Annotated in this window: 15 protein-coding genes and 5 tRNA genes; 16 read left to right on the top strand and 4 right to left on the bottom strand. The window is 33.3% G+C overall.

Translation table 11 applies throughout. The features are described from left to right. The first annotated feature begins 258 nt into the window (after window positions 1-258). From MPR_RS09080 to MPR_RS09030, 11 genes are all read left to right on the top strand, one after another. Entirely contained in the window at window positions 259-681 is a 423-nt protein-coding gene (locus MPR_RS09080) for a PaaI family thioesterase (RefSeq protein WP_139177107.1), read from the top strand. A 116-nt stretch (window positions 682-797) separates the two neighbouring features. Next, complete coding sequence (locus tag MPR_RS09075) at window positions 798-1,856, top strand: chorismate-binding protein (RefSeq protein WP_041891793.1); 1,059 nt, start codon at window positions 798-800, stop codon at window positions 1,854-1,856. A gap of 34 nt (window positions 1,857-1,890) precedes the next feature. After that, window positions 1,891-2,607 carry a bacillithiol biosynthesis deacetylase BshB1 gene (bshB1, locus tag MPR_RS09070; RefSeq protein WP_041891790.1) on the top strand — a complete coding sequence of 239 codons (717 nt, stop codon included), beginning with the start codon at window positions 1,891-1,893 and terminating at the stop codon, window positions 2,605-2,607. Window positions 2,608-2,686: 79 nt separating this feature from the next. Beyond that, window positions 2,687-2,760: transfer RNA gene (locus MPR_RS09065), tRNA-His, on the top strand. A gap of 26 nt (window positions 2,761-2,786) precedes the next feature. Continuing rightward, window positions 2,787-2,860, top strand: a tRNA-His gene (locus MPR_RS09060). Window positions 2,861-2,885: 25 nt separating this feature from the next. Continuing rightward, window positions 2,886-2,959: transfer RNA gene (locus tag MPR_RS09055), tRNA-His, on the top strand. 24 nt (window positions 2,960-2,983) lie between these two features. Then, window positions 2,984-3,057: transfer RNA gene (locus tag MPR_RS09050), tRNA-His, on the top strand. A gap of 26 nt (window positions 3,058-3,083) precedes the next feature. Continuing rightward, window positions 3,084-3,157, top strand: a tRNA-His gene (locus tag MPR_RS09045). 159 nt (window positions 3,158-3,316) lie between these two features. Then, window positions 3,317-3,928, top strand: coding sequence for a bifunctional nicotinamidase/pyrazinamidase (gene pncA / locus MPR_RS09040; RefSeq protein ID WP_041891788.1), 612 nt, complete (start codon window positions 3,317-3,319; stop codon window positions 3,926-3,928). A gap of 4 nt (window positions 3,929-3,932) precedes the next feature. Beyond that, complete coding sequence (locus MPR_RS09035; protein WP_041891786.1) at window positions 3,933-4,475, top strand: hypothetical protein; 543 nt, start codon at window positions 3,933-3,935, stop codon at window positions 4,473-4,475. Window positions 4,476-4,564: 89 nt separating this feature from the next. Next, complete coding sequence (locus tag MPR_RS09030) at window positions 4,565-5,146, top strand: hypothetical protein (RefSeq protein WP_041891783.1); 582 nt, start codon at window positions 4,565-4,567, stop codon at window positions 5,144-5,146. A 63-nt stretch (window positions 5,147-5,209) separates the two neighbouring features. Here MPR_RS09030 and MPR_RS09025 read toward each other — a convergent pair whose 3' ends face one another. Next, window positions 5,210-5,977: a lysophospholipid acyltransferase family protein gene (locus MPR_RS09025; RefSeq protein ID WP_041891781.1), complete on the bottom strand. Its 768-nt coding sequence runs from the start codon at window positions 5,975-5,977 to the stop codon at window positions 5,210-5,212. Between the two features lie 779 nt (window positions 5,978-6,756). On the opposite strand from MPR_RS09025, the gene MPR_RS09020 reads away from it, so the two are divergent. Further along, window positions 6,757-7,170: a hypothetical protein gene (locus tag MPR_RS09020; protein ID WP_235280418.1), complete on the top strand. Its 414-nt coding sequence runs from the start codon at window positions 6,757-6,759 to the stop codon at window positions 7,168-7,170. Between the two features lie 115 nt (window positions 7,171-7,285). Further along, complete coding sequence (locus MPR_RS09015; RefSeq protein ID WP_041891779.1) at window positions 7,286-8,578, top strand: hypothetical protein; 1,293 nt, start codon at window positions 7,286-7,288, stop codon at window positions 8,576-8,578. 29 nt (window positions 8,579-8,607) lie between these two features. Here MPR_RS09015 and MPR_RS09010 read toward each other — a convergent pair whose 3' ends face one another. The 3 genes from MPR_RS09010 to MPR_RS09000 form a co-directional block, all read right to left on the bottom strand. Further along, window positions 8,608-9,627: a threonine aldolase family protein gene (locus MPR_RS09010; protein ID WP_041891777.1), complete on the bottom strand. Its 1,020-nt coding sequence runs from the start codon at window positions 9,625-9,627 to the stop codon at window positions 8,608-8,610. 82 nt (window positions 9,628-9,709) lie between these two features. After that, window positions 9,710-10,525: a helix-turn-helix domain-containing protein gene (locus MPR_RS09005; RefSeq protein WP_041891774.1), complete on the bottom strand. Its 816-nt coding sequence runs from the start codon at window positions 10,523-10,525 to the stop codon at window positions 9,710-9,712. 92 nt (window positions 10,526-10,617) lie between these two features. Beyond that, window positions 10,618-11,280 (bottom strand): thiamine diphosphokinase, encoded by a 663-nt coding sequence (locus MPR_RS09000; RefSeq protein ID WP_041891771.1) that lies wholly within the window; start codon window positions 11,278-11,280, stop codon window positions 10,618-10,620. A gap of 123 nt (window positions 11,281-11,403) precedes the next feature. Here MPR_RS09000 and MPR_RS08995 point away from each other — a divergent pair, with 123 nt between their 5' ends. The 3 genes from MPR_RS08995 (at window position 11,404) to lpdA (ending at window position 14,467) form a co-directional block, all read left to right on the top strand. Beyond that, a complete protein-coding gene (locus MPR_RS08995; protein WP_006261228.1) occupies window positions 11,404-11,712 on the top strand; it encodes a rhodanese-like domain-containing protein in 309 nt (102 codons plus the stop codon). A 359-nt stretch (window positions 11,713-12,071) separates the two neighbouring features. Continuing rightward, entirely contained in the window at window positions 12,072-12,950 is an 879-nt protein-coding gene (locus tag MPR_RS08990; RefSeq protein WP_041895320.1) for a diacylglycerol/lipid kinase family protein, read from the top strand. 113 nt (window positions 12,951-13,063) lie between these two features. Further along, window positions 13,064-14,467, top strand: a complete 1,404-nt coding sequence (lpdA, locus tag MPR_RS08985; protein WP_041891768.1) for a dihydrolipoyl dehydrogenase — start codon at window positions 13,064-13,066, stop codon at window positions 14,465-14,467. The last annotated feature ends 214 nt before the right edge of the window (window positions 14,468-14,681 follow it).

Here is a 14,681-nt window from a genome sequence, read left to right as displayed (position 1 = left end):
TGCTGACTAAGCCAAATTCAAAACAATTATAATATTTTTAAGAAATCAAGAGTTATTTTCTTTTAATTTTAATCCCACTAGATGAACCTCATATGATAAATAATAGGGATTAGAGCTATTATTTCAATAGTTTTAGTTATTAATCTATAATTTTGGAGGAGTATATTTAAACAGCGATTTTTTAAACTCAATTCTTCTAGTTAAACTATCGCTTGACCTATGTTTTTAAACTTCTAACAAACAATGAGCAAAAAGAATATGAAAGACTTTAATAAAGAAGAGTTATTAGCCATGTATGCTAAGGTGTGTAAGAATACACTGATGGAAACATTAGAAATAGAATATATAGATGCAGGACCTGACTTCTTAGTAGCAAAAATGCCTGTTAATCCAAGGGTACACCAACCTATGGGACTCTTACATGGAGGGGCCTCTGTAGCTTTAGCAGAAAGTTTAGGTAGCGGAGCTTCTTTAATGTTAATCGATCCTAGTAAGCAAGAGATAAGAGGGATTGAGATTTCTGCTAATCACGTTAAGAGTAAGCGTTCTGGCTATGTAATCGGAACAGCTAGATTATTACACAGAGGACGCACACTGCACTTATGGGAAATAAGAATAACAGATGAGAATGATGTATTGGTATCTATCTGTAAGATTACAAATATCGTTATCGATAAATAATTAAAGTGATTTTGTTATTTTGGTCTTTTGTGATGAGGATGATGTAAATTTAAGAGTGTAATTCGTGGAGCAAAAACAAAGTAACAAAAGCACAGAAAAACAAATCAACATAAAAGATGTATTTATTTAAATGCTTAGCAAAGCAGTACGCTGATCAAAAGCCTTTTGCTGTCTATCGCAAACCAAATTCTAAAACAATAGTAGGGTTATTTCAAAAAACGTATGCTCTTCATAAGGTAGAAACATTTGAAGAACAAGGTTTTGTATTTGCACCTTTTGCTGAAGGAACACGATTTTATATTCCATTAGCAGAGTCTGCTATTATAAAAGAAGCACAACAAGATATTGCTTTTGACCTTCCTGAAGTTGTACTTAATTATGATGATCAGAAAGCTAAAGAGGACTTTGAAGATCTTGTAAAGCGTTGTGTAAATGCTATTAAAGATAAACAATTCGGAAAAGTAGTTCCATCTCGAAAGGAAAATGTTCCTTATCAAGTAGAGGATTTAGGGCAGTTATTCAATAAATTGTGTAATATTTATCCAACTGCATTTTGTTCTTTAGTATATCATCCGGAAATAGGATTGTGGATGGGAGCAACGCCAGAAACACTACTATCTATAAAGGACAATACTTTAAAAACAATGGCTCTAGCAGGTACACAAGTAAATCATGGGCAAGAAGTAGTAGAGTGGGGGATGAAGGAACAGGAAGAACAATTGTTTGTAACTGATTTTATTACAGAAACTTTAAAGCCCTTCGTACAAAATATTTCAACTTCGGAACCTTACTCTAAACGTGCGGCTAAAGTGATGCATATTTGTACAGATATTACAGCTACATTAAATGATGATAGTCTTAAACCAATAGTTGAAGCACTTCATCCTACTCCTGCTGTTTGTGGGATGCCCAAGGATGTTGCACGAGACTTTTTGGTTAGAGAAGAAGGATATTATAGAGCGTATTATGCTGGTTATTTAGGAGAATTAAATTGCAATGTAGAACAAGAAAATACTGATGAAACGAATCTATTTGTAAATTTGCGTTGTATGAATATAGAAGAGGATAGTGTTAATCTATATATTGGTTGTGGAGTAACTATAGATAGTGATCCATCAAGTGAATTTATAGAAACAGTAAATAAGTCTTCTACCATGAAGCAAGTATTTATATAAGAATTTCAAATTATAGAATAATAAAAGACAACAAATGAAATTAGATATATTAGCGTTTGGAGCTCATCCAGACGATGTAGAATTAGGATGTGGTGCAACTATAGCAAAAGAAGTTTCTCTAGGGAAAAAAGTAGGAATTATTGATCTTACTCAAGGAGAATTAGGAACTAGAGGTTCTGCAGAGATTAGAAAAGTAGAAGCTACTAATGCTGCTGCTATATTAGGGGTGTCTGCAAGAGAGAATTTAAAGTTTAGAGATGGATTCTTTATCAATGATGAAAAGCATCAATTAGAGATCATTAAAATGATTCGTAAGTATCGTCCAGAGATAGTATTGTGTAATGCTATTGACGATAGACATATCGATCATGGAAAAGGGAGTAAACTAGTATCTGATGCTTGTTTCCTTTCAGGATTGAGAAAGATTGAAACTAGCTTAGACGGAGAAGAACAAGAGGCATGGAGACCTAAGGTTGTGTATCATTATATTCAATGGAAAAACATAGAGCCAGACTTTGTTGTAGATGTAACTGGCTTCATGGATCAGAAAGTTGATTCTGTAATGGCATATAGCACGCAATTCTTTGATCAAAATTCTAAAGAACCGAGTACTCCAATCACGTCAAAAAACTTCTTAGATAGCATAACTTATCGTGCGCAGGACCTAGGAAGACTAATAAATAAAGATTTTGCTGAAGGTTTTACAGTTGAAAGGTATTTAGCAGTCAATACTTTAGAAGATTTGATATAAATTTAGTGTAAAAAATAAGCGAAAAAGCTTGCGAAGTATAGAATAATCGCTAAATTTGCACTCGTTAAACAGAAACATGGTAGCTATAGCTCAGCTGGTTAGAGCGTCGGATTGTGGTTCCGAAGGTCGTGGGTTCGAAACCCATTAGTTACCCTAGTATTTTAATACAGTTTAACATGGTAGCTATAGCTCAGCTGGTTAGAGCGCCGGATTGTGGTTCCGGAGGTCGTGGGTTCGAACCCCATTAGTTACCCTAAGTACTTATACATCATTAAATGGTGACTATAGCTCAGTTGGTTAGAGCGCCGGATTGTGGTTCCGGAGGTCGTGGGTTCGAACCCCATTAGTCACCCTAAGTACTTTACATCATTAAATGGTAGCTATAGCTCAGCTGGTTAGAGCGTCGGATTGTGGTTCCGAAGGTCGTGGGTTCGAAACCCATTAGTTACCCTAGTATTTTAATACAGTTTAACATGGTAGCTATAGCTCAGCTGGTTAGAGCGTCGGATTGTGGTTCCGAAGGTCGTGGGTTCGAAACCCATTAGTTACCCTAACAAAAAAGGCATTCAAGTAATTGAATGCCTTTTTTAGTTTATACTTAAAGCTATTTATACAGTTATAGGATTTGTTTAGAACTTTTTAAAAGAAAAGGTTGAATCCTTCTAATTTTAGTATTTTTGTTCTACAACAGAATTAGATAAATCTAGATATGAAAGCATTATTAGTAGTAGACTTACAATATGATTTTTTGCCAGGAGGTAGTTTAGCAGTAAAGGATGGTGATAAAATTATTCCGATTATTAATACAATTCAAGAGCAATTTGATTTAATTATAGCAACTCAAGACTGGCATCCAAGTAACCATAAGAGCTTTGCTAGCCAACATCTAGCCAACGATTTATTTGATTTAATCAATCTAAACGGAATACCACAGGTACTTTGGCCAGATCACTGTGTACAAGGAACGAAAGGAGCCGAGTTTACTGCTGAATGGGATACTACTAAAGTAGCTGCTATTTTTAGAAAAGGAATGAATGTAGAAGTCGATTCATACAGTGGCTTTTATGACAATGATCACCAATATAGCACAGGTCTTTTAGGCTTCTTAAAAGATAAGCAAGTAACAGAGTTATACGTATGTGGATTAGCTGCTGAATTTTGCGTTTATTTTAGCGCCAAAGATGCACAAGAAGCAGGTATCAAAACATTCTTTCTGAATTTTGCTACTAAACCTATTACTGAAGACGGTTTGTCTCAAGCAATAAAAGAAATGGAATCCTTGGGAATTACTATCCTAAATAATCAACTAGCGCTTAATTAAAACAATGAAAAAATACAGTAGATTCAATTTTTTTAAACACACTTATTGCGAATGGCAAGAAATACCAATGTCATTTATTGAAGGGAGAAAACCTGACTATAAAAGCAAGACAGGCAGTATGTATTATTACGATGAGAAAGGTGTGGCAAGATATGCAAATCACTGGGGTAGAGCAGCTAACTGTCGTTGGAAGATTACATCAGACGAATATAAGAATAGTGTATACACACTTGCTTATGCCACTTGGGATAGCTTCTTTCCTAACAATGAACAAGAACCTTTGTATGCTATAATTCTAGATCTAGAAAAAAAATATGTGACTTTTAAGCATAAAGGTTGTCTTAATGATACAAACCATGTGTTGAGAAGTGCTTCTGAGACTGCGAAAAGAATTACTAAAGTCAAAGAAATACTAGAAACAGATGGATGGTATAAGTATCTAGACTTTATTGAAATTGAAGAAGCTAGAACGTTCTTAATAAATGGTTTAATGAGTTCAAATATAGAATTCCTTAAACTAAAACAAGAATTATTGAAAAAACAGTAATAAATACGTTTAAATTTATTAATTTAGCTTTTATTAAAACAAATACTAATTAGTCTAGTAAAAGGATTACAAATTAAACAGTAAAAATTATGAAAAAGATTACTTTATTGGCAGCATTATTAGTAGCTGGAATTACAACTGCTAACGCTCAAATCAACGTGGAAACTCCAAAATTATCTGAAAAAGTAGGTACTACACCTATTAAAAAAGGAAACTGGATGGTAGGAGCTACTATAGGTAATATTGGATATAACTTTGAGGCAGAAAGCTTTAGTTTTGAAGTAAAACCAACAGCTGCATACTTTATTTCTGATGGTTTCGCAGTAGGAGCTGAAATTGGTGGTGGTCTTCAGACTGTAAAAGATGGTAAAAACATTTGGAGTTATGTAGTTATGCCTTATGGACGTTACTACTTCCCAGAAGGAGCTAGTGCTACAGGTAGATTCTTTGGACAAGGTGGTGTCGGAATTAAAGGCGCATCTCAAGATGGAGATACTAAAAACTCATTTGCATTTGATATTAAAGGAGGTTACTCTCACTTCGTATCTCGTAATGTTGCTTTAGAATTAACTGCAGGATATAGCTATAGTAAAGCTAACTTTACTGGAGGAGAGAAATTCTCTGGTTTAGGAGTTGGATTAGGATTCCAAATTTTCTTAGGAAAAAACTAATCATTTAAGGTGATTAAAATGAATAAAGAAAGCCTGAGCATTGCTCAGGCTTTTTTGTATCTATTATTTCCATCGTTTATGAGACCATAACCATAATGATGGATCTTTTCGAATACTTGTTTCTAATTCTTCAGTAAAGTGAGTAGAGATAAAACCTTCTTTTGTTTCTCTAGCTTCTTGACAAATGGTACTTATAGATAGTTGCCATTTTTTATTGCCAAAAGGTGATATTTCACCATAGATTACATAGGCATTAAGCTTTCTGGCTATTTGTTCTGCACCAGTGTACACATGAGTTTTTTGATTTAGAAATTGGACTTCTATGCCTTTATTCTTTCCAGGAAACTGATCTGAAATAAAGACAGTCATATTTATTGTATCTTTCTCTTTAAGTAATATACGCAAAGCATTTTGTGATGGAATAAGACGAATGCCATTCTTTTCTCTTCTATTTTTTATTCTATGATTCCAGTATTTGCTTTTAAGAGGTTTATAGAGCGCTTGGATTGGTATATCAGTAGATAGAGGTAATTGTCTTATCAATTCCCAATTCCCATAATGACCAAGGAGTAATATTATATTTCTATTTTCTTTTTTGATTTCTTCTAAATCCTCTTTAGTTCCTTGTGTTAGATATAGTAATTGTCTTTTAGAAAATAGCGTTTCAACTAGTACACGACTGAGATTTCTATAAAAGTATTTATGATAATATGCAATCTCTTGATAAGAAGCACAGGGAAAAGCTCTAGCTATATTCTGAAGTGAAACACTGAATCTATAATGGAATACTTTACTTAAGAGAAATCCAATAGAATTATAAATGTATTGCATAACTGTTTTTTAGAAGAGCAAATATAATTGCTCTCTTTTATGCCATTAAAAGTCTTTGACCATCGGTGATACTGATGTGATTAATGGTTATTATTCCATAGTACTACTTTAAGTATAGAAGTAGTAAAGGTTAATTCTGATTGCTATATAAAGAAATTTAAATCCAAAGACTATCATATAAGTATACTATTTTATTGTTGTTGCCTAATGTAATTCACTTCGTGAAGTATCTATTAAAACACTTGGTTTATCAGGAAAAATCAAAGAATTCCAATACAATCATATTTATTTTCCTGATTACATGGCAAAACTACGATCGAAAAGAACAAGTTTTTAGAATAGTTTCCACTTCCTTCCAAAAACTTCCATTCTTTTCCAAAAACTTCTCTTTATTTCCAAAAAGTTCCACTTTTTTCCTATATTTAATTTTTAATTAGCTGATTTTCAGTAACAAAATATATTAGCGCTATGCGTTTATTCGGAACCTCTTCGGAATAATTCAGTGTTTGTTCGGAAGGAAGGCCAGTTTTCCGAAGAACTCTAAAAGACTCTCTAATCAACGCCCGAAGAAAACCTTGTTTAATGTTTAGTTTGAGTAGTGCTAATCAGTTTCTTCTGTACAAAAATTAAAAGATAAAACAAGCCTCTTTGTTTTGACAGCCTTTTTAGGTTTAGTATGAAATAAAAAAGTATTAGCGGACAAGAACGTAACTTATAAATATTGGAATTATCTACCTCGTCATAGAGAAGGTAAAAGTTATAATGATACTTTTATAACAATGACTGATACTGACTTTTTTCCATCAAAAGATGATGCTAAGTATGGTGATTTTCCAGGAGGTCTTTTAAGTATTAATATTAATAAACCTGAGCCAGGACTATATACAGTAGTAAGGCCTAGAACTTTTGTTTTAGCCAATGGTAAATTTCCTATTGGTCATGATAGATTAGCTACCATAGCAATTAGAATAGGAGCTAATAAGAAAAACTACCAAGATGCTAAATATGAGTACATCGGTGATGATTATCTTGTTGACGCTGTAGAAGTAACCCAAGATGAAAAAGGAGTGTTACATTATACAATTAAAAAAGCTATTCCAGTTTCATTTATAGGAGGTGAGCACGGTGAAGGAAATATCGCTGCTCCAAAAGTAGTGACTATCACAGTTGATAATGGGCATTATAAAAAATAAATAGTTTAGTTATACAAAAGGATATTAGATAATATCCTTTTGTGTTTTATATAAATATTTCTTAGCAAATCAGATATTTTAATATATTCGTTTCTAAACACCTATAACTATAAATATGAAACGAAAACTAATCGCGTTCTCACTTTTTTTACTTACCCAAAGTATCTTTAGTCAGAATGAACAGAGTATGTTAGAACAAGCGAATGTTTATTTTGATGAATTTAAAAATGCTGCAGAACAACACAAATCTCTATGGGACATTGACTTGTATGGACCTATCTTATTAATAGATTCTGAGACAAGAGCTATTTATGCTAATGAGGGGGATAAAGAAAATAAATTAAAGCCTCAAGAAGGGGTATATATTGGTACATTACCTAAAAATATTAATATAGCCAATACAGCTATTGAATGGAAAGGCAAGCGATGGGCGATGATTATGCTTCCACTATCTGATAATGTACAAAATAGAATTAACCTATTGGGGCATGAGTCTTTTCATCGTGTTCAACCAACATTAGGTTTTAAGTTAAATAACACAGATAATAACCATTTAGATCAAAAAGAGGGGAGAGTATATCTTCGTTTAGAATTAGAGGCTTTAAAACAAGCTATTCAAGCTCATTCTCTAAAAGAAAGAAACAAACACCTTACAGCAGCTCTGTCTTTTAGAAAATATAGACAGAGTCTTTACAATGAGTCGTATACAACAGAAAATAATCTAGAATTAAACGAGGGAATTGCGGAGTTTACAGGGTTAATGGTAAGTAATCGTACAAAAAAAGAAACAGCTGACCATGTTTCAAAAGAGATAGATGATTTCTTTAAGAATGCGACTTATATAAGGTCATTCGCCTATCACACTATTCCTGTCTATGGCTACCTGCTTTCACAAGAAGATAAAGAGTGGAATAAGAATATTAATACAACTACTAATCTTACTGATTACTTTATCAAGGCTTGGAATATCCAAATTCCCAACAATTTAGAAAGCACTGTTAATCAATTAAAAAGTAAATATAATGGAGCTTTCATTATAGAACAAGAAGTAGAAAGAGATGTTAATATTAAAAAGATAATAGCAACATATAAAGCTCAATTCGTCGAAAACCCACATTTTGAAATCAAATTTGAAAAGATGAATGTTTCTTTTAATCCCTCAAATCTTGTAGCATTAGAAGATAAGGGGACGGTGTATCCAACGATGAGAATAAGTGATGTATGGGGCGTTTTAACTGTAGAACAAGGAGCTCTGATGAGTCCTAATTGGGATAGACTATCTATAACTAACCCTACTAAGGTAGAGGTAAATAAAGTATTCGGAGATGGCTGGGTATTAGAATTAACCGAAAACTATAAAGTAGAACAGAATAAAGAGAATTTAAACTATCGATTAGTAAAAGAATAGTATGTAAAAAGCTCCTAAGGGAGCTTTTATTATTTTATCTTCTCTATAAATTGATTGACCATCTCTTCATCAGTAGCCCATGACGTAATCAGTCTAATAGCAGCATATTCTTGATCTATTGCTTTCCAAATATAGAAGTCATAATCTTTATTCAGCTCTTCTATCAGTGCTAAAGGAAGAATAGGAAATAACTGATTCGTAGTAGAATCTCCTAAGAAATGATATCCTTTTGCTTTAAATGCTTCTGTTAGTTTTGTAGCCATTCTATTGGCATGACTGGCTAAGTCAAAATAGAGATTATCTGTAAACAAAGTTTCAAATTGTAATCCTAATAATCTTCCCTTGGCTAGTAAAGCACCTTTCTGCTTTAAATTATAATCAAAATAAGTAGCTAATTCAGTATTATTAAACACAATAGCCTCACCTAATAATCCACCATTTTTAGTTGCTCCTATATAGAATACATCAGTTAAATCAGCAATATCTTTTAAGGTAAGGTCGTTATTATCAGCTGTCAATGCGTGTCCTAATCTAGCTCCATCTATAAAAAGGTATAACCCTAACTGCTTACAAGTAGAAGAGATGGCTGTTAGTTCTTCCTTAGTATAGATAGTCCCCAGCTCTGTAGAGTTAGAAATATACACCATTTTAGGCTCTACTACATGAGGTCTTAATCCATATTCACCTGCCATACGTTCTATATCTTGAGCGGTTAGTTTACCATTAGTAGTCGCTACAGGGATTACTTTATGCCCTGTCGCTTCTATGGCTCCTGTCTCATTTGCAAAGATATGCCCTGTCTGAGGCGCAATAACTGCCTGATGTGTACGTAGGATAGAAGAAATAACTAATAAGTTAGCTTGAGTTCCTCCAGATACGAAGTAGATCTGTGCTTGAGGATTCTCTATTTTAGCTTGGATTAGTTCTTTTGCTCTTAGCGTATATTCATCATCACCATATCCAGCTTGTTGGATTAGATTAGTTTCTATTATTCTATTTAGTATATTAGGATGCATGCCTTCTGCATAATCATTTTTAAAACTGTACATAGTCACTTAGTATTAATTGCTACACAAAAATACAGTAGAAATAAATATAAAAATAGAATGTTCTAAACCTAATAGAATATACTTAACCTCTGTGTTGATTTTTAAACACAGCAGGAGTCACACCATATTTTAATTTAAAGATGCGTATAAAATGACTCTCATCAGAGAAGCCACATTGATAAGCGACTTCAGCTTGACTAATAGGGTGGTATAACAATAAATCAATTGCTTTTTTTAGTTTTTGCTCTCTTAAATATTCCCCAAAACTCATTTTAAAATAAATAGGAAACTTCCTCGATAAATAAACAGGGTGTAATTCTAATTCAGTAGCGAGGTAATTTAAACTTAGTACCTCCCATCGCTCTTCATTGACTAGTTCTATCAATTTATTTACCCATAGCGGTTTATGAGTATCTAAATCCTGAGCTTGAAGACGTGTAATCTGCCCAAAAGTCTGTAATAATAAACCATCTATAGCAAGATTAGTAGCCTGATCAGCTAATTGAGATTCTATATGTATTTTATGAAATAGCGTTTGAAGACTAGGATCTTTTAAGAGTAAGTCTCCTTCTATAAGACTAGGAGACAAATCGTATTTTAAAAACCAAGCTGAAGGTAATTCTACATGTAAGAAATCAAACTCTTTCTGGATATCTTTATTGTAATGAGGTTCTTGACTATGGTGGTATAATAAGGTGTTGGGTTGTAACTCTAAAGTTCCCTTTTTAGTTACCTCATTTAAGTAGCCATTTATATTGTATAAGAAATAAGCATGCTTGTGATAATGCCATGGAATATGATCAGTAGGAGAGGCATTTGCCTTGCTTAGAATAACATCTTTCACAACAAGTTGTTGTTTCTTTTCTCCAAAGTGTTCTCCTTCTTTTAAATAGTCCATATATCTTTGCTTAAGGTCTTAAACAAAGATAATAATACTTCTTAAACCTAGATTATATCCTAGGCATATAAATGAAAAGTAATTAAGTATCACTAATCATGACATTCCATCATCAATAGATTCCCTTTTAGATAATCTATTGTCACTAGTCCATCTTCAGCTACTGTATTGCTACTTCCTGTGCGCTCACCTAGTAGGAGAGATTCATTATTTAGAGGGTAGAGGAGATTCGTTGTTGTAATATTAGTCACTTCACCTACAGGGATAAGAGAGATAATTGTATCCTTTTCGTACCACTTTTTGAAGTGATTAGGTAGAGGGTAGATACGTGAGTAGTCATCATACATCGTTATCTTCAGTCTATCTTTATATTTACAGATATTCGTAATATTGGTGATAGTGTGATCTGCACGTTTACCAGTAGCCCAGATTACATTGGCAGCAGGTATACCACGTTTTATAAGGTAGTCAAATGCCTTTTCTAAGTCAGTTGAGTTCTGATCAGCGATATGTACAATCTCTATAGGATACTGCTTTTCTCTATAAGCATCTGCATCGAAGTCCCTATCAAAATCACCAAGTAGTACATCCACTTTCACACCTAAATCTATAACCCTCTCGATAGCTGAGTCAAGTACAACAACTAGGGGAGACCATTCAAGTAATTGTCCCATAAGTTCTTGACTACAGGCAGCACCATTAGCAATGATTAAAGCAGGTTCTTGGTCATCTCTGACAATGTGATGTGAAGACATATTAGTGAGTTTTGATAAGGCAAATTAAGGTATAATGTAGGATATAGACTCAATTTATTTTAAAAAAATTTCATTTGAAATAGAATAACTTTATATTTGACCCAATTACTAAAAGAACAAACAATGACAAATTTATCACAAGAACAATGGTGGGAAAAAGCGCAAGCTGATTCTAATGCTATTATACTAGACGTACGTACAGAAGAAGAAGTAGAAGAGAAGGCTATCCCAGGTTCTATCAATATAGATATCTATAAAGGACAAGGTTTTTTAGATGAAATAGCTAATCTAGACAAAACTAAAGCTTACTATATCTATTGTAAATCAGGTGGAAGAAGTAGCCAAGCATGTCATGTAATGGAGTCTTTAGGTTTTGAAGAGACGCATAACCTTTTAGGAGGGATTACAGAATGGGAAGGTCCTATTAAATAAAGTATATTAAAGCCAATTCTTTAGAATTGGCTTTTTTGTATCTATATGTATCCATTTTACTTTATTTCTAATTCTTTGATAGACGAATATACTTGCACTATGCTAGGGGTATTCTTGCACATTCCTTCGAGAAAGAGGTGCTCTGGGCAAGGAAACTGCAAGAAAACTGCAAGTAATCCCCTAGAATCAGCAAGCGAGAAGCTATATCTATCATGTTTACTATAGCTATAAAAGGATACTGTAACCTAAATTTTAATGATATCATAAGTATTATACAATATCATTATTAGAATAGCTTTGTATATTTGTATGCGCATAGTGTACATAATGTACAGGCTATGATATATTCAAATCTTATTATGAAAAAAATCTTTTTTATCGTTAATCCAATTTCTGGAAAAGGAAAGCACAATATTACCGCAGATTATATTAAAAAATTCTTTGATGAAAAAGCATTTGATATACATGTACTATATTCTACTTATAAAAGACATGCTATCGAATTAACACAGCAGGCACTATCAGCAGGTGCAGATATTATCGTAGCTTGTGGAGGGGATGGGACCATTCATGAAGTAGCGACACAAGTAGTGGGCAAGGATGTTATATTCGGAGTAGTACCTGTAGGATCAGGTAATGGATTAGCTTCTAATCTATCTATTCCTAAAGATATAGAGCAGGCGATAATACGTGTACGCGATGGAAAAGTAATGAATATGGATGTTGGTAGTATTAATGGAGAATATTTCTTTAGTAATATGGGATTCGGTATAGATGCTACTATTATAGATAACTATGAGAAATCAGGTAAGCGCAAATTAGGTGCTTATATCAAAGCGGCATTAAACTCTGCTCAACAGTATAAAGCTAAGCGAATGCTAGTTACTTATAAAGGGCAAACCAAAGAAGTAAACCCGTTGCTATTATTTATCTCTAACTCTAATGAGATGGGATATAATATGTCTCTAACTCCGAAAGCAAGTCTGACAGATGGACTATTAGATTATCTAATGGTGCCAAAAATTAATTTATTGAAACAATTAACTTTTGGACTCTATGTGATCTTAAAGAAAACAGAGAAATTCAGAAAGACAGATTATGTTCAGTCAGATCATATTACAGTAGAGATCATAGGACAAGAAAGAAATGGTTTTCAGATGGATGGAGAATATTATGAGTATGATACTAATCAGTTTGAGATCCGAGTTATTAAAGGAGGACTAAGAGTATTGTGCTAGTAGTGATTATTATTGATAAAATTAAGAAACTTTAAAGTTCTCTTTTTAGACTAAATTATATAAAAAGTGTAACTTTGTAAGATATATAAAAACAACAAATAAGATAATATATTATGAATTCATTTGACGTAGTTGTAATTGGTTCAGGACCTGGAGGATATGTAGCAGCAATTCGTTGTGCTCAATTAGGATTTAAAACTGCTATAGTAGAGAAATACTCTAACTTAGGAGGAACTTGTCTTAATGTAGGGTGTATTCCTTCTAAGGCATTGTTAGCATCATCTCATCACATGGAAGAGATTGCTCATTTTGCTGATCACGGAATAGAAATCACTGGAGAAGTAAAGTTCGATTTATCAAAAATGATCGAAAGAAAACAAGCAGTAGTTGATCAAACATCTTCAGGTGTTAAATATCTAATGGACAAGAACAAGATTACTGTTTTTGAAGGAGTTGGATCATTTGAGAACGCAACTACTATCAATGTAACTAAAGCAGACGGAAGTGTAGAAACATTCGAAGCTAAACATAGTATTATTGCTACAGGATCTAAACCATCTACTTTACCATTCATTACTTTAGATAAAGAAAGAGTAATTACTTCAACAGAAGCTTTAAAACTTCCTGAGGTACCTAAACACTTAATCGTAATCGGTGGTGGTGTTATCGGTCTTGAATTAGGTCAAGTATACATGAGATTAGGATCTAAAGTATCTGTAGTAGAGTATGCTGATAGAGTATTACCTACAATGGATAGCGCTGTATCTAAAGAATTAACTAAAGTGCTTAAAAAAGCAGGTATGAAGTTCTATACTTCTCACAAAGTACAAGGAGTAGTGCGTGAAGGAGATGTAGTAACAGTAACTGCAGAAGATAAAAAAGGAGAATTAGTGACTCTAGAAGGAGATTACACTTTAGTAGCTGTAGGTCGTCGTCCATATACTGATGGATTAAACGCTGACAAAGCTGGAGTTAAATTAACAGATAGAGGACAAGTAGAGGTAAATGATCATTTACAAACTTCTGCTTCTAATATCTACGCTATCGGTGACGTAGTACGTGGTGCTATGTTAGCTCATAAAGCTGAAGAAGAAGGAGTAATGGTAGCTGAGTTCTTAGCAGGACAAAGACCTCATATTGACTATAACTTAATTCCTGGTGTAGTTTACACTTGGCCAGAAGTTGCAGCTGTTGGAAAAACAGAAGAGCAATTAAAAGCTGAAGGAATTGATTACAAAGCTGGTAGCTTCCCATTCAAAGCTTTAGGACGTGCAAGAGCAAGTGCTGAAACAGATGGATTAGTTAAAATCTTAGCTGATAAAAATACTGACGAAGTATTAGGAATACACATGGTAGGAGCTCGTGCTGCAGACTTAATCGCTGAAGCAGTAGTAGCTATGGAGTACAGAGCATCTGCAGAGGATATCTCTAGAATGTCTCACGCTCACCCTACTTTCGCAGAAGCTATTAAAGAAGCTGCGTTAGCTGCAACTGATAACAGAGCATTACACGTATAATCTAATTATACTGAAATACATAGAAAAGCCTAGATATATTCTAGGCTTTTTTTATTTCTCATTATAAATGAAAAAATTGGATTGTAGTTTATTTACATTTTTTATAGTAAGTGATGGTATATTTGAATTTAAAAAAAGCCTTATTAGCTACTTCTGTTATCTATTGCTGTTCCTCTAATGTTCTATTTTTAGATTTTAAAACATTCTTTTGTGT

Origin of the sequence: Myroides profundi (assembly GCF_000833025.1) — a bacterium.
GTDB lineage: Bacteria > Bacteroidota > Bacteroidia > Flavobacteriales > Flavobacteriaceae > Flavobacterium > Flavobacterium profundi_A.
Note: the sequence above shows the minus strand (reverse complement) of the source record. Positions and strands in the feature narration are given on the sequence as shown.

Excerpts from the sequence above, each read along its gene's own strand:
- MPR_RS09080 (WP_139177107.1), top strand. The coding sequence starts at position 259 with ATGAAAGACTTTAATAAAGAAGAGTTATTAGCCATGTATGCTAAGGTG.
- MPR_RS09075 (WP_041891793.1), top strand. The coding sequence starts at position 798 with ATGTATTTATTTAAATGCTTAGCAAAGCAGTACGCTGATCAAAAGCCT.
- bshB1 (WP_041891790.1), top strand. The coding sequence starts at position 1,891 with ATGAAATTAGATATATTAGCGTTTGGAGCTCATCCAGACGATGTAGAA.
- pncA (WP_041891788.1), top strand. The coding sequence starts at position 3,317 with ATGAAAGCATTATTAGTAGTAGACTTACAATATGATTTTTTGCCAGGA.
- MPR_RS09035 (WP_041891786.1), top strand. The coding sequence starts at position 3,933 with ATGAAAAAATACAGTAGATTCAATTTTTTTAAACACACTTATTGCGAA.
- MPR_RS09030 (WP_041891783.1), top strand. The coding sequence starts at position 4,565 with ATGAAAAAGATTACTTTATTGGCAGCATTATTAGTAGCTGGAATTACA.
- MPR_RS09025 (WP_041891781.1), bottom strand. The coding sequence starts at position 5,977 with ATGCAATACATTTATAATTCTATTGGATTTCTCTTAAGTAAAGTATTC.
- MPR_RS09020 (WP_235280418.1), top strand. The coding sequence starts at position 6,757 with ATGACTGATACTGACTTTTTTCCATCAAAAGATGATGCTAAGTATGGT.
- MPR_RS09015 (WP_041891779.1), top strand. The coding sequence starts at position 7,286 with ATGAAACGAAAACTAATCGCGTTCTCACTTTTTTTACTTACCCAAAGT.
- MPR_RS09010 (WP_041891777.1), bottom strand. The coding sequence starts at position 9,627 with ATGTACAGTTTTAAAAATGATTATGCAGAAGGCATGCATCCTAATATA.
- MPR_RS09005 (WP_041891774.1), bottom strand. The coding sequence starts at position 10,525 with ATGGACTATTTAAAAGAAGGAGAACACTTTGGAGAAAAGAAACAACAA.
- MPR_RS09000 (WP_041891771.1), bottom strand. The coding sequence starts at position 11,280 with ATGTCTTCACATCACATTGTCAGAGATGACCAAGAACCTGCTTTAATC.
- MPR_RS08995 (WP_006261228.1), top strand. The coding sequence starts at position 11,404 with ATGACAAATTTATCACAAGAACAATGGTGGGAAAAAGCGCAAGCTGAT.
- MPR_RS08990 (WP_041895320.1), top strand. The coding sequence starts at position 12,072 with ATGAAAAAAATCTTTTTTATCGTTAATCCAATTTCTGGAAAAGGAAAG.
- lpdA (WP_041891768.1), top strand. The coding sequence starts at position 13,064 with ATGAATTCATTTGACGTAGTTGTAATTGGTTCAGGACCTGGAGGATAT.